31 protein-coding genes are annotated in these 16,090 nt (G+C 34.2%); all 31 read right to left on the bottom strand.

Going from position 1 to position 16,090, the window contains the following annotated elements; translation table 11 throughout:
* Positions 1 to 10 precede the first annotated feature (10 nt).
* Complete coding sequence (gene rplQ / locus DWX74_RS08620; RefSeq protein WP_006440526.1) at positions 11 to 352, bottom strand: 50S ribosomal protein L17; 342 nt, start codon at positions 350 to 352, stop codon at positions 11 to 13.
* 50 nt (positions 353 to 402) lie between these two features.
* A complete protein-coding gene (locus DWX74_RS08625; protein WP_006440525.1) occupies positions 403 to 1,350 on the bottom strand; it encodes a DNA-directed RNA polymerase subunit alpha in 948 nt (315 codons plus the stop codon).
* Between the two features lie 87 nt (positions 1,351 to 1,437).
* Positions 1,438 to 2,061 carry a 30S ribosomal protein S4 gene (rpsD, locus tag DWX74_RS08630; RefSeq protein WP_006440524.1) on the bottom strand — a complete coding sequence of 208 codons (624 nt, stop codon included), beginning with the start codon at positions 2,059 to 2,061 and terminating at the stop codon, positions 1,438 to 1,440.
* 44 nt (positions 2,062 to 2,105) lie between these two features.
* The gene (rpsK, locus tag DWX74_RS08635) at positions 2,106 to 2,504 is read right to left on the bottom strand and encodes a 30S ribosomal protein S11 (RefSeq protein ID WP_006440523.1); all 399 of its coding nucleotides are present in this window, start codon (positions 2,502 to 2,504) and stop codon (positions 2,106 to 2,108) included.
* Positions 2,505 to 2,551: 47 nt separating this feature from the next.
* Positions 2,552 to 2,923 (bottom strand): 30S ribosomal protein S13, encoded by a 372-nt coding sequence (gene rpsM, locus DWX74_RS08640; protein ID WP_040410593.1) that lies wholly within the window; start codon positions 2,921 to 2,923, stop codon positions 2,552 to 2,554.
* Positions 2,924 to 3,059: 136 nt separating this feature from the next.
* The gene (rpmJ, locus tag DWX74_RS08645) at positions 3,060 to 3,173 is read right to left on the bottom strand and encodes a 50S ribosomal protein L36 (protein WP_002509257.1); all 114 of its coding nucleotides are present in this window, start codon (positions 3,171 to 3,173) and stop codon (positions 3,060 to 3,062) included.
* A 27-nt stretch (positions 3,174 to 3,200) separates the two neighbouring features.
* Positions 3,201 to 3,419 carry a translation initiation factor IF-1 gene (gene infA, locus DWX74_RS08650; RefSeq protein WP_040410592.1) on the bottom strand — a complete coding sequence of 73 codons (219 nt, stop codon included), beginning with the start codon at positions 3,417 to 3,419 and terminating at the stop codon, positions 3,201 to 3,203.
* A 167-nt stretch (positions 3,420 to 3,586) separates the two neighbouring features.
* On the bottom strand, positions 3,587 to 4,333 hold the full coding sequence (gene map, locus DWX74_RS08655) for a type I methionyl aminopeptidase (RefSeq protein WP_118549607.1): 747 nt from the start codon (positions 4,331 to 4,333) through the stop codon (positions 3,587 to 3,589).
* A 3-nt stretch (positions 4,334 to 4,336) separates the two neighbouring features.
* Positions 4,337 to 4,978: an adenylate kinase gene (locus tag DWX74_RS08660; RefSeq protein ID WP_118549608.1), complete on the bottom strand. Its 642-nt coding sequence runs from the start codon at positions 4,976 to 4,978 to the stop codon at positions 4,337 to 4,339.
* Between the two features lie 24 nt (positions 4,979 to 5,002).
* Positions 5,003 to 6,271, bottom strand: coding sequence for a preprotein translocase subunit SecY (gene secY / locus DWX74_RS08665; protein WP_118549609.1), 1,269 nt, complete (start codon positions 6,269 to 6,271; stop codon positions 5,003 to 5,005).
* A gap of 43 nt (positions 6,272 to 6,314) precedes the next feature.
* Positions 6,315 to 6,758: a 50S ribosomal protein L15 gene (gene rplO, locus DWX74_RS08670; protein WP_006440517.1), complete on the bottom strand. Its 444-nt coding sequence runs from the start codon at positions 6,756 to 6,758 to the stop codon at positions 6,315 to 6,317.
* Positions 6,759 to 6,792: 34 nt separating this feature from the next.
* Positions 6,793 to 6,978, bottom strand: coding sequence for a 50S ribosomal protein L30 (gene rpmD, locus DWX74_RS08675; protein WP_006440516.1), 186 nt, complete (start codon positions 6,976 to 6,978; stop codon positions 6,793 to 6,795).
* A 13-nt stretch (positions 6,979 to 6,991) separates the two neighbouring features.
* A complete protein-coding gene (gene rpsE / locus DWX74_RS08680; RefSeq protein ID WP_006440515.1) occupies positions 6,992 to 7,498 on the bottom strand; it encodes a 30S ribosomal protein S5 in 507 nt (168 codons plus the stop codon).
* 18 nt (positions 7,499 to 7,516) lie between these two features.
* Complete coding sequence (gene rplR / locus DWX74_RS08685; RefSeq protein WP_040410591.1) at positions 7,517 to 7,885, bottom strand: 50S ribosomal protein L18; 369 nt, start codon at positions 7,883 to 7,885, stop codon at positions 7,517 to 7,519.
* Between the two features lie 44 nt (positions 7,886 to 7,929).
* A complete protein-coding gene (gene rplF, locus DWX74_RS08690) occupies positions 7,930 to 8,472 on the bottom strand; it encodes a 50S ribosomal protein L6 (RefSeq protein WP_006440512.1) in 543 nt (180 codons plus the stop codon).
* Between the two features lie 30 nt (positions 8,473 to 8,502).
* Positions 8,503 to 8,901 (bottom strand): 30S ribosomal protein S8, encoded by a 399-nt coding sequence (gene rpsH, locus DWX74_RS08695; protein ID WP_006440511.1) that lies wholly within the window; start codon positions 8,899 to 8,901, stop codon positions 8,503 to 8,505.
* A gap of 31 nt (positions 8,902 to 8,932) precedes the next feature.
* A complete protein-coding gene (locus DWX74_RS08700) occupies positions 8,933 to 9,118 on the bottom strand; it encodes a type Z 30S ribosomal protein S14 (RefSeq protein ID WP_006440509.1) in 186 nt (61 codons plus the stop codon).
* A gap of 17 nt (positions 9,119 to 9,135) precedes the next feature.
* Complete coding sequence (gene rplE, locus DWX74_RS08705; protein ID WP_006440508.1) at positions 9,136 to 9,678, bottom strand: 50S ribosomal protein L5; 543 nt, start codon at positions 9,676 to 9,678, stop codon at positions 9,136 to 9,138.
* A 25-nt stretch (positions 9,679 to 9,703) separates the two neighbouring features.
* Positions 9,704 to 10,009: a 50S ribosomal protein L24 gene (gene rplX, locus DWX74_RS08710; RefSeq protein WP_006440507.1), complete on the bottom strand. Its 306-nt coding sequence runs from the start codon at positions 10,007 to 10,009 to the stop codon at positions 9,704 to 9,706.
* A gap of 23 nt (positions 10,010 to 10,032) precedes the next feature.
* Positions 10,033 to 10,401, bottom strand: a complete 369-nt coding sequence (rplN, locus tag DWX74_RS08715) for a 50S ribosomal protein L14 (protein ID WP_006440506.1) — start codon at positions 10,399 to 10,401, stop codon at positions 10,033 to 10,035.
* 24 nt (positions 10,402 to 10,425) lie between these two features.
* Complete coding sequence (gene rpsQ / locus DWX74_RS08720) at positions 10,426 to 10,680, bottom strand: 30S ribosomal protein S17 (RefSeq protein ID WP_040410590.1); 255 nt, start codon at positions 10,678 to 10,680, stop codon at positions 10,426 to 10,428.
* A gap of 24 nt (positions 10,681 to 10,704) precedes the next feature.
* Positions 10,705 to 10,908, bottom strand: coding sequence for a 50S ribosomal protein L29 (gene rpmC, locus DWX74_RS08725; RefSeq protein ID WP_006440504.1), 204 nt, complete (start codon positions 10,906 to 10,908; stop codon positions 10,705 to 10,707).
* A 1-nt stretch (position 10,909) separates the two neighbouring features.
* Positions 10,910 to 11,338, bottom strand: a complete 429-nt coding sequence (gene rplP, locus DWX74_RS08730; protein WP_040410589.1) for a 50S ribosomal protein L16 — start codon at positions 11,336 to 11,338, stop codon at positions 10,910 to 10,912.
* A 33-nt stretch (positions 11,339 to 11,371) separates the two neighbouring features.
* Positions 11,372 to 12,163: a 30S ribosomal protein S3 gene (gene rpsC / locus DWX74_RS08735; RefSeq protein WP_006440502.1), complete on the bottom strand. Its 792-nt coding sequence runs from the start codon at positions 12,161 to 12,163 to the stop codon at positions 11,372 to 11,374.
* A 17-nt stretch (positions 12,164 to 12,180) separates the two neighbouring features.
* Positions 12,181 to 12,513, bottom strand: coding sequence for a 50S ribosomal protein L22 (gene rplV / locus DWX74_RS08740; RefSeq protein ID WP_006440501.1), 333 nt, complete (start codon positions 12,511 to 12,513; stop codon positions 12,181 to 12,183).
* Positions 12,514 to 12,537: 24 nt separating this feature from the next.
* Positions 12,538 to 12,819, bottom strand: coding sequence for a 30S ribosomal protein S19 (gene rpsS / locus DWX74_RS08745; RefSeq protein WP_006440500.1), 282 nt, complete (start codon positions 12,817 to 12,819; stop codon positions 12,538 to 12,540).
* Positions 12,820 to 12,861: 42 nt separating this feature from the next.
* Positions 12,862 to 13,692, bottom strand: a complete 831-nt coding sequence (gene rplB, locus DWX74_RS08750) for a 50S ribosomal protein L2 (RefSeq protein ID WP_006440499.1) — start codon at positions 13,690 to 13,692, stop codon at positions 12,862 to 12,864.
* 33 nt (positions 13,693 to 13,725) lie between these two features.
* Complete coding sequence (gene rplW, locus DWX74_RS08755; RefSeq protein WP_006440498.1) at positions 13,726 to 14,016, bottom strand: 50S ribosomal protein L23; 291 nt, start codon at positions 14,014 to 14,016, stop codon at positions 13,726 to 13,728.
* Positions 14,016 to 14,639 (bottom strand): 50S ribosomal protein L4, encoded by a 624-nt coding sequence (rplD, locus tag DWX74_RS08760; RefSeq protein WP_006440497.1) that lies wholly within the window; start codon positions 14,637 to 14,639, stop codon positions 14,016 to 14,018. The genes rplW and rplD overlap by 1 nt, the downstream gene beginning before the upstream one ends.
* Positions 14,640 to 14,667: 28 nt before the next feature.
* Positions 14,668 to 15,297: a 50S ribosomal protein L3 gene (gene rplC, locus DWX74_RS08765; protein ID WP_006440496.1), complete on the bottom strand. Its 630-nt coding sequence runs from the start codon at positions 15,295 to 15,297 to the stop codon at positions 14,668 to 14,670.
* A gap of 92 nt (positions 15,298 to 15,389) precedes the next feature.
* On the bottom strand, positions 15,390 to 15,701 hold the full coding sequence (gene rpsJ, locus DWX74_RS08770; protein ID WP_006440495.1) for a 30S ribosomal protein S10: 312 nt from the start codon (positions 15,699 to 15,701) through the stop codon (positions 15,390 to 15,392).
* Positions 15,702 to 16,090: the final 389 nt, after the last annotated feature.

Genomic DNA, 16,090 nt, shown 5'->3' on the forward strand with positions numbered 1-16,090 from the left:
AATACAGTAATTATACTAATTCTATGAAGGCCATTTCAGCAGCGTCGCCTCTTCTTGGTCCTTTTTTGATTATTCTAGTATATCCACCATTTCTTTCAGCATATTTTGGAGCTATTTCTGTGAATAAGTTACTAACAACAGTTTCATCAAGAACATAAGCTAAAACCTGTCTTCTAGCGTGAAGATCTCCTCTTTTTGCAAGAGTTATCATCTTTTCAGCCATTCTACGAGTTTCTTTTGCTCTAGTTACTGTAGTTTCTATTCTTCCTTCTCTTAGTAAGTCAGTTACTAAGTTTCTTAACATAAGGTTTCTGTGAGCAGTTTCACGACCTAATTTACGGTAAGTTGCCATTCTGTCCCCTCCTTTTCGAGTTTATAAATTTATTTATATTCGAAAGTCTATTATTCTTCGTTAGGTTTTAATCCTAGTCCTAATTCATCTAGTTTCTGTATAACTTCTTCTAGAGATTTTTTACCTAGGTTTCTAACCTTCATCATATCGTCTTCAGATTTATTAGCTAGTTCTTCTACTGTGTTTATACCCGCTCTTTTTAAACAGTTGTATGATCTTACTGATAAATCTAATTCTTCGATTGTCATTTCAAGAACTTTTTCTTTCTGGTCTTCTTCTTTTTCTACCATTATTTCAACATTGCTTACATGCTCTGTTAAATCTATGAATAGTTTAAGATGTTCAACTAGAACTTTGGCAGCTAGAGATATTCCTTCCTGAGGATTTATGCTTCCATTTGTCCAAACTTCTAAAGTTAATTTATCATAGTCAGATTTCTGACCTACTCTTGTATTTTCAACATGGTAGTTTACTTTTTCTACAGGAGTATATATTGAGTCAACAGGTAATACACCTATTGGCATGTTTTCTGTTTTGTTTTCTTCAGCAGGAACATATCCTCTGCCTTTGTCAACATGTATATCCATATTAAGCTTAGAACCTTCGTCTAATGTAGCTATTTTAAGATCCTTGTTTATTATTTCAACATCTGGTGGACATATTATGTCTGCACCTGTTACTGTACAAGGACCCTGAGCTTCTATTTTAAGTGTTCTGTTACCTTCACCGTCTATAGTAGCTGAAAGTTCTTTTAAAGTTAATATTATTTCTGTAACATCTTCTTTAACTCCAGGTATAGTAGAGAATTCATGAAGAACTCCTTCTATTTTAACAGCGTTAACTGCAACACCTGGTAATGAAGATAACAGTATTCTTCTTAGTGCATTTCCTATAGTTATTCCATATCCTCTTTCAAGAGGTTCAACTACGAATTTACCATATCTGAAATCTTCGCTAAGTTCTATTATATCTACCTTTGGCTTTTCTATTTCTATCATGGATAAAACCCTCCTTAACATTCAGTAATCCACTGAGGGTAAATAAATTTTAATTTAATATAAGTTATTAAGCTAACTAATTTCTTATTATTTAGAGTATAACTCTATGATTAAGTGTTCAGCTATTTCAAGATCTATATCTTCTCTAGTTGGAAGAGAAACAACTTTAGCACACATTTCATCTAAGTTATTTTCTAACCAGTTTGGAGCTATTCTAGTGTTGTTTTCAACTAAAGCTTTGAATTTAGCTGATGATTTAGATGTTTCTTTAACTGCTATAACATCACCAACATTAACTGTTAAAGATGGTATATCAACTTTTTTACCATTTAAAGTAAAGTGAGCATGAGTTACTAACTGTCTAGCTTCTTTTCTAGATGCAGCTAATCCCATTCTGTAAACAACATTGTCTAATCTTCTTTCTAATAAGCTTAAAAGATTAGCCCCTGTTTTACCAGGCATTTTTTCTGCTCTTTCATATAAGTTTCTGAACTGAGTTTCTAGAACTCCGTATATTCTTTTAACTTTCTGTTTTTCTCTTAACTGTTCTCCGTAGTTAGAAACTTTTTTTCTTCCCTGTCCGTGCTGACCTGGAGCGTAGTTTCTTCTATCTAAAGCACATTTATCTGTATAGCATCTGTCACCTTTAAGGAATAATTTCATTCCTTCTCTACGGCACTGTCTGCATGATGCACCTGTATATCTTGCCATTAAATTACACCTCCTGCGATTATTTCTATATATATATTCTCGAATTACACTCTTCTTCTTTTTGGTGGTCTACAACCGTTGTGTGGTATTGGAGTAACGTCTTTTATCATAGTTACTTCTAGACCTGTTGCCTGTAAAGCTCTTATTGCAGCTTCTCTTCCTGAACCTGGTCCTTTTACGAATACTTCAACAGTTTTTAAACCGTGTTCCATTGCAGCTTTTGCAGCTGTTTCTGCTGCCATCTGAGATGCGAATGGAGTCGCTTTTCTTGATCCTTTGAATCCTAACTGACCTGAAGACGCCCAAGATATTGCGTTTCCGTGTACGTCAGTTAAAGTTACTATTGTATTATTAAATGTAGACTGTATATGTGCATGTCCACGTTCTATATTTTTACGTTCTTTTCTTCTAACACGTGTTACTTTCTTTTTAGCTTTTGCCATTTTTACTGTTTCCCTCCTTTATATTTTTAATATATAGTTAATTTAATTTATTTTTTCTTTTTACGAGATACAGTCTTTTTAGGACCTTTTCTTGTTCTTGCATTAGTTTTAGTTTTCTGACCTCTACATGGAAGACCTTTCATGTGTCTTATACCTCTGTAGCATTTTATATCTCTAAGTCTTTTTATATTTAAAGCTATTTCTCTTCTTAAGTCACCTTCAACTAAGAAGTCTTCATCTATTATTTTTCTTAATTCATTAACTTCGTCTTCTGATAAATCTTTTATTCTTGTATCAGGATTTATCCCGGCTTTAGCTAATATTTCATTTGAAGTTGCTTTACCTATACCATATATATAAGTTAAGCCTATTTCTGCTCTTTTTTCTCTAGGTAAGTCTACCCCAGCTATTCTTGCCATTATTGCACCTCCTATAATTGATTTCAATTTATTTTCCGTATCTAGATAATTATCAATATTCAACGCCGCTGTTAACAATCACAGTATATTATTATACTACATAAGCGACTAAAATACTAGTAATATTTTATAAGTTTTATCCCTGTTTCTGTTTGTGTTTAGGGTTTTCACATATAACCATTACTTTACCTTTTCTTTTTATAACTTTACATTTTTCACATATTGGTTTTACTGATGGTCTAACCTTCATTATTTATCCCTCCTCAGACTAAAACGTCTACTTCTTACGCCAAGTGATTCTTCCTCTTGTAAGATCGTAAGGTGAAAGTTCAACATTTACCTTGTCCCCTTCAAGAATTCTTATGAAGTTCATTCTTAGCTTCCCTGAAATGTGACATAATATTTCATGTCCATTTTCAAGTTTTACTTTAAACATTGCATTAGGTAAGCTTTCAACAACTGTACCTTCTAATTCTATAACATCTTTTTTGGCCATATTAATTAACCAAACCTCCATTTCAGTAAGCTGATTTTTTACCAGCTTCTTAAGTTCCGCTTTTATAAAGATTTCATTATATCTTTTGAGGATAGTATCTTTGGCTCTTAATACTATCACTCAAAAGATCTGTCTTTCTAATTTGCTTAACTTTTTATTACCTTAGACTAAAGCTCTGTAAGTATAAGAGGTTCATCTTCAGTAATTGCTATTGTGTGCTCATAGTGAGCTGATTTTTTCTTATCTGCTGTAACAGCAGTCCATCCATTTGATAAAGTGAACACGTGGCAAGTCCCGACGTTTACCATTGGCTCAATGGCTAACACCATACCCTTTTTTAATCTAGGGCCTTTACCTGGTGGACCATAGTTAAGTATTTCTGGACTTTCGTGAAGTCGTTTCCCTACTCCATGTCCAGCATATGCCCTAACTACTGAAAAGTTGTTATTTTGTATGTGTACTTGTATCGCATGCGAGATATCTGAAAGTCTATATCCGACTTTCGCAAATTTTAATCCTTCATAGAAGCTCTCTTTTGTAACTTCTATTAGTTTCCTATCTTCTTCAGATATCACAGCAACGGCATGTGTCTTTGCAGCATCCCCATGATATCCTTTATAATAGGCACCTATATCAATACTTATAATGTCACCTTCTTGAAGTATTCTTTTCCCAGGTATTCCATGGACAACCTCTTCATTGATTGAAGTGCAAATACTTGCCGGGAATCCGTTATACCCTTTAAAAGAAGGTTCTGCATTATACTTCCTGATATTATTTTCAGCTATTTTATCTAACTCCTCAGTTGATATTCCAGGAGCAATAGCTTTTCTCAGAACTTCATGAGTATCAGCGACTATTTTTCCCGCTTCTCTCATGAGTTCTATTTGTCTATCATTTTTCTTGATTATCATTGATTAGCTTAAAGATTCTACTATATCAGCAAATACTTTATCTATATCCTGATCACCATTTATGTCAGCTACTATTCCCTGTTCAGAATAATATCCTACTAATGGTTTAGTTTCATCTAAGTAAACCTGTATTCTTCTAGAAACAGTTTCTTCATTGTCGTCTGCTCTCTGGTGAAGCTGTTCTCCACATTTGTCACAAACGCCTTCTACTTTAGTTGGATTAAATTCTACGTGGAATGTTGCACCGCAAGCTTTACATATTCTTCTTCCTACAGCTCTTCCTACTAATATACTCTTATCAACTTCTATGTTAACTATTTTATCAAGTTTTAATCCAGCTTCATTTAAATATTTGTCAAGCTGTTCAGCCTGATTTATATTTCTTGGGAATCCATCAAGCATGAATCCATTTTTGCAATCTTCCTGAGATATTCTATCAACAACAAGTCCGCAAGTTAATTCGTCTGGAACTAGAAGTCCCTGATCCATGTATTCTTTTGCTTTTTTTCCTAATTCTGTGCCTTCTTTTATATTCTTTCTAAATATGTCTCCAGTAGATATATGAGGTATATCGTATTTTTCCACTATTTTTGCTGCCTGAGTACCTTTACCTGCCCCTGGAGGTCCAAGTAATATTATTCTCATATTATTCATCTCCAATTCGATAAATTATTTTAAAAATCCCTGGTAATTTCTCATTACTAAATTCGATTCAAGCTGTCTCTTTAATTCAAGAGCAACTCCGACAACGATTAGAAGTGAAGTACCTGCTAAACTCATCGGTAATGAAAGATAATGAGTTATAAGTGCTGGTATCATAGCGATTACACCTAGGAATGCAGCACCAGCTAAAGTTAATCTTGATAATATTCTTGATAAATAATCTTCTGTTGGTTTTCCAGGTCTTATTCCTGGTATAAATCCACCACCATTTTTCATATTCTTAGTTATATCTTCTACATTGAAAGATATAGTTGTATAGAAATATGAGAAGAATATTATAAGTAATATTTCTATTGATCTATATATCCAGAATCCCTGCTCTGTAGCTCCACTTAACCACTGCTGAACAAACTGCTGAGCATCTGTTCCCATAAACATTGCTACTGTCTGTGGCATAGCTAATATAGAACTTGCGAATATTATTGGCATAACTCCTGATTGGTTAACTTTCATAGGTATGTGAGAACTCTGTCCTCCATACATTTTTCTTCCAACAACTCTTTTCGCATACTGAACTGGTATCTTTCTTGTAGCTTCCTGTATAAATGTAACACCTAATATAGTTAAAAGTATTACTACAACAAGAAGTATAGCAGCCCAAATTGGTGTAGCACCAGATTTTATTTGGTTTGCTATAGCTATTCCATCTATTGGTATTCTTGATATTATACCAACAAATATTATAACAGAACTACCATTTCCTAGTCCTTTTTCTGTTATTCTATCACCAATCCACATAACCATCATACTGGCAGAAACAAGTGTTATTATAACAGTTGTGATGAAAAATACATTATCAGATTTTAAAGCACTTCTAACAATTCCAAGTGTTATTCCTATCGCCTGAACAAATGCTAGTGCAAGTGCAGTACATCTTGTGTACTTATCCATCTTTTTCTTTCCCTCTTCTCCTGATTTTTGAAGTTCTTTTAAACTTTCAAATCCAACAGTAAGAAGCTGTATGATGATCGAAGCAGTGATATAAGGTCCTATTCCTAAAGCAAATAGTGTAAAGTTACTAAATGCTCCCCCAGTAAACATATTGTATAGAGATAAAAGATTATTACCTTCTACCATCTGTTTTATAATACTTGTGTCTATCCCTGGCACCGGTATAGTAGTACCTATTCTGAATACCACTACCATCATTAGTGTATATAGAAGTTTTTTTCTTATTTCCTTAAGTTTCCAAGCCTGCTTTATCTGTGACAGCACGTTTTAATCACCCCGCTTGACTGGCCTGGAGAACAGCAGGTTATTATACTAACTCTGCTTTTCCTCCAGCTTTTTCTATTTTTTCCTGAGCTGAAGCAGTGAATTTAGCTGCTTTAACTGTTAAAGCTTTTTCTAATTCACCTTCACCTAAGATTTTTATTCCATCTTTAGCTATTTTGCTTATAACTTTAGTTGATTTTAATAATTCAGCTGTTATTTCAGTTCCGTTTTCGAATCTGTTAAGATCTTTAACGTTTACTTCAGTGTATTCTTTAGCAAATATGTTAGTGAAACCTCTCTTAGGAAGTCTTCTTGATAAAGGCATCTGTCCACCTTCGAAACCAACTCTAACTCCTCCACCTGAACGAGACCACTGACCTTTCTGTCCACGTCCTGAAGTTTTACCCTGTCCAGTCGCAGTACCTCTACCTAATCTTTTAGTAGATCTTACAGCACCTTTAGCAGGTTTTAATTCATGTAATTTCATGGTTTTGCACCTCCTTTAATTTCCGTTTTGATTATTATTCAGCTATTTCAGTCACTTCTACTAAGTGAGAAACTTTTTTTATCATACCTCTCATCTGAGGTGTATCTTCTTTAACTACTACCTGTTCTCTTTTTCTTAACCCTAACGCTTCAACGTTTTTTCTCTGATTAGGAGTAGTTCCTATTGTACTTCTAACTAATTTTATCTGTAATTTAGCCATTTTAACTACCTCCTTAACCTAATAATTCTTCAACTTTTTTTCCTCTTAATCTAGCTATATCTTCAGCTGTTTTAAGTGAATTAAGTCCTTCTATAGTTGCGTTTACCATGTTTCTTGGGTTATTAGAACCTAAAGATTTAGCTCTAACGTCTTTTAATCCAGCTAATTCAAGTACGGCTCTTGCAGGACCCCCTGCTATAACTCCTGTACCTTCTGCAGCAGGCATTATAAGTATTTTACCAGCACCGAAGTGTCCGTTAACTTCGTGAGGTATAGTAGTACCAACCATTGGTACAGTTATTAAATTCTTTTTAGCATCTTCTACGGCTTTTTTTATAGCGTCTGGAACTTCCATTGCTTTCCCAGAACCTATACCTACATGTCCGTTTTCATCTCCAACAACTACTAAAGCTGCGAATCTAAAGTTTCTACCACCTTTAACAACTTTAGTAACACGTCTAACTTCAACAACTCTTTCCTGTAGATCAAGAGCTGATGCATCTATTGGTTTACGTAGCATGTGTTTCCCTCCTTTTTATTAGAATTTAAGACCAGCTTCTCTAGCTCCGTCTGCTAATTCTTTTATTCTTCCGTGATATATATATCCACCTCTGTCGAATACAACTTCAGTGATTCCTTTTTCTATAGCTTTTTTAGCAACTAATTCTCCAACTTTTCTAGCTGCTTCTTTGTTTCCTGTATGTCCAACAGCTTCTTTAACTTCTTTTTCTAATGAAGAAGCAGCAGTTAAAGTAACTCTCTGAACGTCATCTATTATCTGAGCATATATGTTGTTAGCACTTCTGAAAACACAAAGTCTTGGTCTAGCAGCTGTACCAGCAAGATTTTTTCTTACTCTTTTATGTCTCTGAACTCTTTTAGCGTTTTTATCAGCTTTTTTTATCACTTCATTCACTCCTTTCCAGTGTGTATATTAAGTAATTATTTTACTTATTTTTTACCAGTTTTACCTTCTTTACGTATGATTACTTCATCAACGTATCTTATACCTTTACCTTTATATGGTTCTGGTTTTCTCCAAGCTCTTATTTTAGCAGCGTAGTTTCCTACTAACTGTTTGTCAGTACCTTTAACAACTATTTCTAGCTGGTTTGGACACTCAACTGTTATACCTTCTGGATCTTCCATTTCTACTGGATGAGAGAATCCTAAGTTCATAACTAATGTTTTTCCGTTTTTCTGAGCTCTATAACCAACACCCTTTAATTCCATTTTCTTTTCGTATCCTTCACTAACACCAATTATCATGTTGTTTAGTAAAGTTCTTGTTAATCCGTGTAAAGATCTATGTTTTTTGTTGTCAGTTGGTCTTGTAACAACTATTGTATTTTCTTCTTTGTTTATAGTTAATTCATCACTTAACTGTTTTACTAATGTTCCTTTTGGTCCTTTTACTGTAACTAAGTTTCCTTCAGCTATTTCAACTTCAACTCCTGCAGGAACGTTTATTGGTTTAACACCTATTCTTGACATCGTAGCACCTCCTTACTTTTTAAACGATTATTACCAAACGTAGCAGATTACTTCTCCACCAACATTTTCTTTTCTTGCTTCTCTATCTGTTAATATACCTTTAGAAGTAGACATTATAGCTACACCTAATCCGTTTAATACCTTTGGTATTTCGTCTTTAGAGCTGTAAACTCTCATACCAGGTTTAGATATTCTCTTAAGTCCTGATATTACTCTTTCGCCTTCTATTCCGTACTTTAATTGTAATCTTATTATTCCCTGTTTTCCATCTTCTATAACGTCATAACCTTTAACGAAACCTTCTTCAAGAAGTATTCTAGCTATTTCTTTTTTTATGTTAGAAGCGGGAACGTCAACAGTTTCATGCTTAACTGTGTTCGCATTTCTTATACGAGTAAGCATATCTGCAATTGGATCTGTCATTGTCATTTTATAGCCCTCCTTCCATTCTTTCCAAATCTTACCAACTTGCTTTTCTTACGCCAGGTATTTCACCTTTGTATGCTAATTCTCTAAAGCATATACGGCATATTCCAAAGTCTTTTAAAACTGCATGTGGTCTTCCACATATAGAACATCTAGTGTATTCTCTAGTTTTATATTTCTGTTTTTTCTGCTGTTTAACAACCATTGCTTTTCTAGCCACGGGAATCCCTCCTTTACTTACTTAGAAAATGGCATTCCTAATAATTTTATTAATTCACGAGCTTCTTCGTCAGTTTTAGCTGTAGTAACGAAGATTATGTCCATTCCTCTAACTTTGTCTACTTTATCGTATTCTATTTCAGGGAATATTAACTGTTCTTTTATTCCTAGTGCGTAGTTTCCTCTTCCGTCGAATGAATCTGCACTTACACCTCTGAAGTCTCTAACTCTTGGTAAAGAAACAGAAACTAATTTATCCATGAAGTAGAACATTTTGTCATCTCTTAATGTAACTTTTGTACCTATTGGCATTCCTTCTCTTAATTTGAAGTTCGCAACAGATTTTCTAGCTCTTGTTATAACTGGTTTCTGACCTGCTATTAATTCTAATTCTTCAACAGCTTTTTCTAATCCTTTTGGATTTTCTTTAGCGTCACCTATCCCCATGTTTATAACTATTTTAACTAATTTAGGTATTTCCATTACGTTTTTGTATTCAAATTTCTCCATTAAAGCTGGAGCAACTTCTTTTATATATTTTTCTTCTAATCTAGAAGCCATTTAAGGTCCCTCCTTTCATTACTTATTATAATTCTTTTCCGCTCTTTGCTGATACTCTTACTTTAACTCCGTCTTTTTCTACGAATCTAACTCTAACACCTTTTCCTGTTTCAGGATCAAATGGCATTACGTTAGACATATCTATTGGAGCTTCTTTATTTATTATTCCACCCTGCTGGTTCATAGCAGATGGTTTCTGGTGTTTAGTTATTACGTTAACTCCTTCAACAGTAACTTTGTTTGCTTTAGGGTTTACGTTAAGAACTGTACCTTTTTTACCTTTGTCTTTTCCTGCTATAACTACTACAGTGTCACCTTTTTTTACTCTCATCATTTCTCATTGCACCTCCTTAATTATAAAACTTCTGGAGCAAGAGAAACTATTTTCATAAAGTCATTATCTCTTAATTCTCTTGCAACAGGCCCAAATATACGAGTTCCTACTGGAGTTTTATCGTCTTTTATTATAACTGCTGCATTTTCATCAAATGATATATAACTTCCGTCGTTACGTCTTACGCCTTTTTTGCTTCTTACTATAACTGCTTTTACAACTTTACCTTTTTTTACAACTCCACCTGGTGTTGCACTTTTTACTGTAGCAACAACTACGTCGCCTATATTAGCATATCTTCTTTTACTTCCACCAAGAACACGTATAGTTAATAGTTCTTTGGCACCAGAGTTGTCTGCAACTCTTAGACGAGTTTCCTGCTGTATCATCGTAATCCCTCCTTCTTAAAAAAACTATTTAACCTTTTCAACAACTTCAACTAATCTAAATCTTTTATCTTTTGATAAAGGTCTAGTTTCCATTATTTTAACTCTATCTCCGATGTTACATACGTTGTTTTCATCATGAGCTTTGAATGTTTTTGTTCTCTTAACACGTTTGTTGTATAATGGATGACGAACGAATTCTTCAACAGCAACAACTATTGTTTTATCCATTTTATCACTTACAACACGGCCTATTCTAACTTTTCTTCTTCCTCTTTCCATGTCTAAAAAGCCTCCTTCCAATTATTAAGCTCTAGCTTCGTTTAACTTTCTTTCAGCAAGAACAGTTTTAACTTTTGCTATATCTTTTTTAACAAATTTGATTCTAGCTGTATTTTCTAACTGACCAGTAGCTAATTGGAATCTTAAGCTAAATAATTCACTTTTGAATTCGTTTAATTTTTCTGTAAGCTGTTCACTTGTTAATTCTCTTAATTCTTTAGCTTTCATCCTATTCACCACCCTTTACCTGATCTTCTTTTTTAACAAATTTACATTTGATAGGTAGTTTGTTAGCAGCAAGTCTCATAGCTTCTCTTGCTTTTTCTTCTCCTACACCACCTATTTCGAACATTACTCTTCCTGGTTTTACAACTGCTACCCAGTATTCTGGTGAACCTTTACCGGCACCCATACGAGTTTCAGCTGGTTTTCTTGTTATTGGTTTATGAGGGAATATTTTTATCCAAACTTTTCCCCCTCTTTTCATATATCTTGTCATCGCAACTCTGGCTGCTTCTATCTGGTTTGAAGTTATCCAAGATGGTTCCATAGCAACTAGACCGAAATCACCGTAAGTTACTGTGTTACCTTTGTTAGCTTTCCCAGACATGCTTCCTCTGTGAACTCTACGACGTTTAACTCTCTTTGGCATTAACATGAGTATTTTTCCTCCCTTCCTCGAACCTTTTAATTAGTTTTCTTTATTTTCAGTTCTCTGAGGTCTTGATCCCTGAGGTCTTCTGTTTCCTCTGTTGTTTCTATCATTTCCTCTTCTGTTATTTCTCTTATTATCTCTGTTGTCTCTTCTACCTGGTCTTTCAGGTCTTGGATCTGCACCTGGAACGTGTTTAGTTGGAAGAACTTCACCGTTGCATATCCAAACTTTTATACCTATTTTACCGTAAGTAGTATCTGCTTCAGCGAATCCGTAATCTATATCAGATCTTAAAGTCTGTAGAGGTACATTTCCTTCGCTGTATCCTTCTGTTCTAGCCATTTCAGCTCCACCTAATCTACCAGAAGCAGCAACTTTTATACCTTTAGCTCCTGATTTCATAGCTCTCTGTATTCCCTGTTTCATTGCTCTTCTGAAGGCAACCCTTCTTTCTATAGCAGCAGCTATATTTTCAGCAACTAACTGAGCATCTCTATCTACATTTTTAACTTCAACTATGTTAACTATAACAGTTTTTCCAGTTAATTTTTCTAATTCAGCTTTTAAAGCTTCTATTTCAGTTCCTGCTCTACCTATAACAACACCTGGTTTAGCAACATGTAAATCTAATTTAACTTTGTTAGCTGATCTTTCTATTTCTATTTTAGCAACTCCAGCAGAGTATAATTTTTTCTTTAAGAATTTACGGATATTGTGGTCTTCTAATATGAAGCTTCCGAACTCTTTACCATTATTAGTGAACCATCTTGAATCCCAATCTTTTATAACACCGACTCTTAGTCCGTGTGGATTAACTTTCTGACCCATTACTGTACCTCCTTCTCTTATTTTTCTTTAAGTACAACTTCTATATGAGAAGTTCTTTTTCTTATTTCGCATGCACGACCCTGAGCTCTAGGCATGTATCTTTTCATTGTTGGCCCCTGGTTTGCAACTATTGATGCTATGTATAATTTATCTGTATCCATTTCGTGGTTGTTTTCTGCATTTGCTTTTGCTGATGCAACAACTTTTGCTATTATTGAAGCTGCCTCTCTAGGAGTGAACTTTAATATAGCTAAAGCTTCATCAACATTTTTTCCTCTAACAAGATCGCATATCTGTCCTGCTTTTCTTGCTGAAACACGTACATATTTAGCAGTAGCTTTTGCTTCCATTACGTGGTCCTCCTTTCAACATAATTATTTTCTTTTATTTGATTTTTCGTCGTCTTTATGTCCTTTGAAAGTTCTTGTTGGAACGAATTCTCCTAATTTGTGTCCAACCATATCTTCAGTTATGTATACTGGAACATGTTTTCTTCCGTCATGTACAGCTATTGTATTTTCAACGAACTGTGGGAATATTGTAGAAGTTCTTGACCAAGTTTTTATAACTTCTCTGTTTCCGCTAGCGTTCATAGCTTCTACTTTCTTTAATAGACCCTTATGCACGAAAGGTCCTTTTTTAGTTGATCTTGACATGTATGATCCTCCTTTCCGAATAAATAAATCTATTAACGATTACTATTTAGTTCTTCTTGAAACTATTAATTTATTTGAAGCTTTATTTTTCTTTCTAGTTTTGTATCCAAGAGCAGGTTTACCCCAAGGTGTAACTGGTGATGGTCTACCTATTGGAGCTCTACCTTCCCCACCACCGTGTGGATGGTCGTTAGGGTTCATTACAGAACCTCTTACTGTAGGTCTCATACCCATGTGTCTTGTTCTACCAGCTTTACCTATAACAACGTTACCGTGTTCTATGTTACCAACCTGTCCTATAGTAGCTTTACATTCTACGCTTACTAATCTCATTTCACCTGATGGTAATCTTAGTAATGCATTTTTTCCTTCTTTAGCCATTAACTGAGCAGAAACTCCTGCTGATCTTACTAACTGACCACCTTTACCTGGTTTAAGTTCTATATTGTGAACTAATGTACCAACTGGCATGTCTTTTAACTGTAAGCAGTTACCTGGTTTTATGTCAGCACCTTTACCTGATAGTAAAGTATCTCCAACTTTTATTCCAACTGGTGCTAATATATATCTTTTTTCACCATCTGCATAGTGTAATAAAGCTATGTTAGCAGTTCTGTTTGGATCGTATTCTATTGTAGCAACCTTTGCAGGTATACCATCTTTATTTCTTTTGAAATCTATTAATCTATATTTTCTTTTCTGTCTTCCACCTCTGTGACGAACAGTTATTCTACCGTGAGCATTTCTACCAGAGTTATTTTTTAGGTTAACTAAAAGTGATTTTTCTGGGCTGTTAGTAGTTATTTCATCAGAAACTAAAACTGTCATCTGTCTTAAGGCAGGAGAAGTAGGTTTAAACTTTTTAATAGCCATTCTTGTTTCCCTCCTTAATAAATAGTTAGGATATTACATTCCCTGGAAGAATTCTATGTCTTTGCTTCCTTCTGTTAATTTAACAACAGCTTTTTTGAAGCTAGCAGTTCTTCCCTGAGTTCTACCCATTCTTTTCATTTTTCCATCATAGTTTAGTGTGTTTACTTTTTCAACTTTAACGTCGAATATAGCTTCTACAGCTTTTTTTATTTCAGTTTTGTTAGCTTTCTTATCTACAACAAAAGTGTATTTTTTGTCAGCCATTTCTGTCATACTTTTTTCAGTAACGACTGGTCTTATTATAACGTCATGTGGATTAGTCATTATGCGTACACCTCCTCCACTTTCTTAACAGCATCTGTAGTTATTACAAATGTGTCATGATTTAATATATCGTATACATTTAAAGTGTTAACTAATGCAGTCTGAACACCTTCTATGTTTCTTGCTGATTTTATTACGTTTTCGTTCTTTTCAGCTGTAACAACTAGAGCTTTTCTTGAAGCTTTTATGTTGTTTAATATAGCTACGAATTCTTTAGTTTTAGGAGCATCCATTGTTAATGCATCTAATACTATTATTTCGTTGTTCTGAACTTTTGAAGATAAAGCACATTTCATAGCTAATCTTCTAACTTTTTTAGGTAATGTGTATTTGTAGCTTCTTGGTTTTGGTGCGAAGGCAACTCCTCCACCTACCCACTGTACAGATCTAGTAGAACCCTGTCTAGCTCTTCCTGTACCTTTCTGTTTCCAAGGTTTTCTTCCGCCGCCTCTAACTTCTGCTCTAGTTTTAGCTGACTGAGTACCCTGTCTTCTATTTGCTAACTGACATTTAACTGCTTCGTAAAGCACATGTTCGTTAACTTCAACGTTGAATATAGAATCACATAATTCTATTTCACCAACATTCTGTCCGTTAATATTCATAACATTTATCTTTGGCATTTTTGTTCCTCCTTTCCTATCTTAGTAGTTATTTAGAAGCCTTAACTGCTTCTTTTATTGTTACTACTGAACCTTTAGCTCCTGGTATAGCACCTTTAACTAACATAAGATTTTTTTCAGCATCTACTCTTACTAAATCTAAATTCTGTATAGTAACTTTTACGCTACCCATGTGTCCTGCAAGTTTTTTGTTTTTGAAAACTCTACCTGGATAAGAACAAGCTCCCATTGAACCTGGTCTTCTATGGTATCTAGAACCGTGAGTTTCTGGTCCTCTTGACTGTCCGTGTCTTTTTATTGGTCCCTGGAATCCTTTACCTTTAGATATTCCAGTAACATCTATTTTTGCACCTGCTTCGAATATATCAGCTTTTATTTCCTGTCCAACTGTGTATTCTGCAGCATTTTCTACTCTGAATTCTTTTAAGTGTTTTTTAAGTACATTAGCTGCTGCTAAATGTCCTTTAGCTGGTTTGTTTAATGATTTTTCTTTAGCATCTTCAAAACCAACCTGTATTGCGTTGTATCCATCATTTTCTATTGTTTTAACCTGAGTTACAACAACTGGTCCAACTTCTACTACTGTAACTGGTATAACCACACCTTCTTCAGTGAATATCTGAGTCATACCAACTTTTTTCCCTAATATTCCTTTCATATTAGCACCTCCTATTATTTTCTTACAGCGGATTGCCCTTCGTAAAGAGTAATCATTCTAAGATATCTCTATCTTAGGCGGTTTATATGTTCTTATAATTTTATTTCTATATCAACACCAGCTGGTAAATCTAATCTCATTAGAGAATCAACTGTTTTCTGTGTTGGGTTAGCTATATCTATAAGTCTTTTGTGAGTTCTTATTTCGAACTGTTCTCTAGAATCTTTGTATTTATGAACAGCTCTTAATATAGTAACTATTTTCTTTTCTGTTGGTAGTGGCACAGGACCTGAAACCTGAGAACCAGCTTTTTTAGCAGTTTCTACTATTTTTCCAGCAGAAAAATCTAATAATTTGTGATCATATGATTTTAATCTTATTCTTATTTTTTCATTTTTAGCCATCTTGATTTCCCTCCTTCTACAAATATTTATTATAATTTTGATATCCCGCCGCCTCCGATACACTCTTCCGGGTGTTTCTATAACCCATTTTCAGCATTTTGCAGCGTTCAGCCAAAACTTCAACTAAATATATCTCTCAAGCACACTAATATATTTTACCTCATCTTGCCTACTTTTGCAAGACTTTTTTTGTGCTTTTCAAATTTATTTTTATCTATTTTTAAAAATCTTACTGGCTACTTTTCTTTCTTTCAAACACTTTACTTAGTATACAAAATTTTTGTATACATGTCAACTATTTTTGAAATTTTATCCATAAAAAAAGAGAGATCAATTTGATCTCTCTTTTATCTATAACACTTAAGTAATTATCTATCAATTAATTATTC

The sequence above is a fragment of the Peptoclostridium sp. AF21-18 genome (assembly GCF_003478825.1).
Lineage (GTDB): Bacteria > Bacillota > Clostridia > Peptostreptococcales > Peptostreptococcaceae > Peptacetobacter.

What these genes read in the sequence shown, in the direction of transcription:
- rplQ (WP_006440526.1), bottom strand. Translation starts at nt 352, where the DNA reads ATGGCAACTTACCGTAAATTAGGTCGTGAAACTGCTCACAGAAACCTT.
- DWX74_RS08625 (WP_006440525.1), bottom strand. Translation starts at nt 1,350, where the DNA reads ATGATAGAAATAGAAAAGCCAAAGGTAGATATAATAGAACTTAGCGAA.
- rpsD (WP_006440524.1), bottom strand. Translation starts at nt 2,061, where the DNA reads ATGGCAAGATATACAGGTGCATCATGCAGACAGTGCCGTAGAGAAGGA.
- rpsK (WP_006440523.1), bottom strand. Translation starts at nt 2,504, where the DNA reads ATGGCAAAAGCTAAAAAGAAAGTAACACGTGTTAGAAGAAAAGAACGT.
- rpsM (WP_040410593.1), bottom strand. Translation starts at nt 2,923, where the DNA reads ATGGCAAGAATAGCTGGGGTAGACTTACCTAGAGAAAAAAGAGCAGAA.
- rpmJ (WP_002509257.1), bottom strand. Translation starts at nt 3,173, where the DNA reads ATGAAGGTTAGACCATCAGTAAAACCAATATGTGAAAAATGTAAAGTT.
- infA (WP_040410592.1), bottom strand. Translation starts at nt 3,419, where the DNA reads ATGGCCAAAAAAGATGTTATAGAATTAGAAGGTACAGTTGTTGAAAGC.
- map (WP_118549607.1), bottom strand. Translation starts at nt 4,333, where the DNA reads ATGATAATCAAGAAAAATGATAGACAAATAGAACTCATGAGAGAAGCG.
- DWX74_RS08660 (WP_118549608.1), bottom strand. Translation starts at nt 4,978, where the DNA reads ATGAGAATAATATTACTTGGACCTCCAGGGGCAGGTAAAGGTACTCAG.
- rplO (WP_006440517.1), bottom strand. Translation starts at nt 6,758, where the DNA reads ATGAAATTACATGAATTAAAACCTGCTAAAGGTGCTGTAAGATCTACT.
- rpmD (WP_006440516.1), bottom strand. Translation starts at nt 6,978, where the DNA reads ATGGCTAAATTACAGATAAAATTAGTTAGAAGTACAATAGGAACTACT.
- rpsE (WP_006440515.1), bottom strand. Translation starts at nt 7,498, where the DNA reads ATGCTACGTAAACCAATAGATGCATCAGCTCTTGATCTACAGGAAAGA.
- rplF (WP_006440512.1), bottom strand. Translation starts at nt 8,472, where the DNA reads ATGTCAAGAATAGGTGTTAAACCAATAAACGTTCCTGCAGGAGTTGAA.
- rpsH (WP_006440511.1), bottom strand. Translation starts at nt 8,901, where the DNA reads ATGACAATGACAGATCCAATTGCAGATATGCTTACTCGTATAAGAAAT.
- rplE (WP_006440508.1), bottom strand. Translation starts at nt 9,678, where the DNA reads ATGGCTTCTAGATTAGAAGAAAAATATATAAAAGAAGTTGCTCCAGCT.
- rplX (WP_006440507.1), bottom strand. Translation starts at nt 10,009, where the DNA reads ATGAGAGTAAAAAAAGGTGACACTGTAGTAGTTATAGCAGGAAAAGAC.
- rplN (WP_006440506.1), bottom strand. Translation starts at nt 10,401, where the DNA reads ATGATACAGCAGGAAACTCGTCTAAGAGTTGCAGACAACTCTGGTGCC.
- rpsQ (WP_040410590.1), bottom strand. Translation starts at nt 10,680, where the DNA reads ATGGAAAGAGGAAGAAGAAAAGTTAGAATAGGCCGTGTTGTAAGTGAT.
- rpmC (WP_006440504.1), bottom strand. Translation starts at nt 10,908, where the DNA reads ATGAAAGCTAAAGAATTAAGAGAATTAACAAGTGAACAGCTTACAGAA.
- rplP (WP_040410589.1), bottom strand. Translation starts at nt 11,338, where the DNA reads ATGTTAATGCCAAAGAGAGTTAAACGTCGTAGAGTTCACAGAGGAAGC.
- rpsC (WP_006440502.1), bottom strand. Translation starts at nt 12,163, where the DNA reads ATGGGTCAGAAAGTTAATCCACACGGACTAAGAGTCGGTGTTATAAAA.
- rplV (WP_006440501.1), bottom strand. Translation starts at nt 12,513, where the DNA reads ATGGAAGCAAAAGCTACTGCTAAATATGTACGTGTTTCAGCAAGAAAA.
- rpsS (WP_006440500.1), bottom strand. Translation starts at nt 12,819, where the DNA reads ATGTCAAGATCAACTAAAAAAGGACCTTTCGTGCATAAGGGTCTATTA.
- rplB (WP_006440499.1), bottom strand. Translation starts at nt 13,692, where the DNA reads ATGGCTATTAAAAAGTTTAAACCTACTTCTCCTGCCTTAAGACAGATG.
- rplW (WP_006440498.1), bottom strand. Translation starts at nt 14,016, where the DNA reads ATGACTAATCCACATGACGTTATAATAAGACCAGTCGTTACTGAAAAA.
- rplD (WP_006440497.1), bottom strand. Translation starts at nt 14,639, where the DNA reads ATGCCAAAGATAAATGTTATGAATATTAACGGACAGAATGTTGGTGAA.
- rplC (WP_006440496.1), bottom strand. Translation starts at nt 15,297, where the DNA reads ATGAAAGGAATATTAGGGAAAAAAGTTGGTATGACTCAGATATTCACT.
- rpsJ (WP_006440495.1), bottom strand. Translation starts at nt 15,701, where the DNA reads ATGGCTAAAAATGAAAAAATAAGAATAAGATTAAAATCATATGATCAC.